Source organism: Blautia difficilis, assembly GCF_014297245.1.
GTDB classification, from domain to species: Bacteria; Bacillota; Clostridia; order Lachnospirales; family Lachnospiraceae; genus Blautia_A; species Blautia_A difficilis.
Genome location: NZ_JACOQG010000079.1, coordinates 1 through 1,678, shown reverse-complemented (window position 1 = coordinate 1,678; position 1,678 = coordinate 1). Strand labels below are relative to the sequence as shown.

General features: G+C 53.2%; 3 protein-coding genes. All 3 read right to left on the bottom strand.

Translation table 11 applies throughout. The annotated features are described in order from the left end of the window. Positions 1-20: 20 nt before the first annotated feature. Positions 21-317, bottom strand: a complete 297-nt coding sequence (locus H8Z82_RS16865) for a hypothetical protein (protein WP_117502900.1) — start codon at positions 315-317, stop codon at positions 21-23. 133 nt (positions 318-450) lie between these two features. Further along, positions 451-642, bottom strand: a complete 192-nt coding sequence (locus tag H8Z82_RS16860) for a transposon-encoded TnpW family protein (protein ID WP_006060444.1) — start codon at positions 640-642, stop codon at positions 451-453. Between the two features lie 79 nt (positions 643-721). Then, on the bottom strand, positions 722-1,678 hold a 957-nt coding region (locus tag H8Z82_RS16855), incomplete at its 5' end, for a DUF4368 domain-containing protein (protein ID WP_186995760.1).

The window sequence follows — 1,678 nt, the reverse complement described above, 5'->3', positions numbered from 1 at the left end:
TGGTTATGAATAAATCCACCTCATTTCAGCCTGTCAGTGGCCTTGTTTTCTCTGGCAGACCGCCGCGCAGCTTCCCGCCGTTCCTCGTTGTATGGGGCGGTCAGACGGAAAGAGAAGCGTCCCTTTGCAATCTCAAACTCCATGCAGCCCGTTTCGGGGTCTGCGTCGGTCTGGCGGCACTGGTCTGGGTGCTGTCCGGCGTAGGCAGCAAGCCGCTTCTTTAAGTCGGTGTTGTGGGTGCGGATATGGATAAGGGGGTCTTTCTCATCAAACCAAATATCGGTGGTCTTTTCCTGCTTGGTAAGCCCTGTTCTCATAAACTCTCCTTTCTGCGCCCCTGTTACGCAATAGGGGCATTTTTCGGGTGTTTTTCCCGGCTCTTGACTTGGGGAAAATAAGGATTTTCAAATAGAAACCGCCCGGACAGGGAATGGTTCGTCAGGGCGGCTGTTATCGCAAGATTTCTGTTTTTTCCGGCTCTTGACCGTCAGACGCGGATAAACGCGAGCTGTCGGCAAGTACCAGTTTGAGCAGCTTGTCGCGGAATGTTTCTGTGCTGCTGTGATTGAAAAATAACTCCGCAACAATGGTCTGCCCGTTCCTCTGGGTTGTGATGATACTGTCGGGGGTCTGTTCTGCCATAGGCGGCTCCTTTCTTTGGGCGCAAAAGAGGGATTTCCCGTAGTTCGGAAAATCCCTCTTGGTTGACGGTTATTCTGTTTTACTGTGTGGGCTGTGCGGCGGCTGCCTGCGCCTTTCTCCTTGCCCGGTATTCCCGCGCTTTCATGCGGTCATACTCCCGTTGCTTTTCAAGGTTTCTCGCCCGGTACTCCCTTGAATACTGCCGGTGGTAGGCGCGGCTCTTTTCCTTTTTGGCTTCTTCGATTTCCTCCCGCATTTGCCGGATTTCCTGCTCGGTCGGCTCTGCAAGCTGTGTCGCTTCATTCTCAAACTTGCCGATATAATTGAAATATATGCTGATGTGCTGGATTGCGTATCTCGCCCTTTTCTGGTCGCGCTCATGCACTTCAATCCGGCTGATAAACTCGTTGAGAATGGCGGGGGTAAGCTCGGTAAAGGCAGCATGGCGTTCCGTCAGCTTCAAAAACTTCTGCGCCCGTCCTCCCGCGTTCTCGTAAGCGGATAGCTGCTCTTGGAGCGTGGCAAGCTCTGCTTTCAGCGCGTAGTATTCTTCCGAATACTTCTGCGACATCTGCTCATAGCGGTCTTGCGGGATCGTGCCGAGGGCGTTGTCCTCATAGAGCTTATTCAGCACCTTGTCAATCTGTTCAAGGCGCGTCGTGATTTGCGGAATACGCTTCTGCTGCTTTTTGGTCTGGTCGGTCTGCTGCATGGCAAGGTTCTTTTTCACTAAGGCTTCAAACTCCGCCCGGTTGCTGATAGAATAGTCCTCGATTTTCTTCAGCACTTCCGCGATGGTCTGCATGAGCAAGTCCGCGTCCATGATGTGCGGGGAATGGCATTTGGGGTTCTTGGCTTTCCCCTTGTGGTACTCGCTGCAAAAAGCAACATGCCGCTTGCCGCCGTTCCGGTAATCAATACGAATGTGCATTTTTGCGCCGCAGTCCTTACAGAAAAGCAAGCCGGACAGAGGGTGGATTTCCCCGTCCCCGTTGGGGCGTCTGACGGGTGCGTTTTCCAAAATCCGCTGTACGGT

Excerpts from the sequence above, each read along its gene's own strand:
- H8Z82_RS16865 (WP_117502900.1), bottom strand. The coding sequence starts at position 317 with ATGAGAACAGGGCTTACCAAGCAGGAAAAGACCACCGATATTTGGTTT.
- H8Z82_RS16860 (WP_006060444.1), bottom strand. The coding sequence starts at position 642 with ATGGCAGAACAGACCCCCGACAGTATCATCACAACCCAGAGGAACGGG.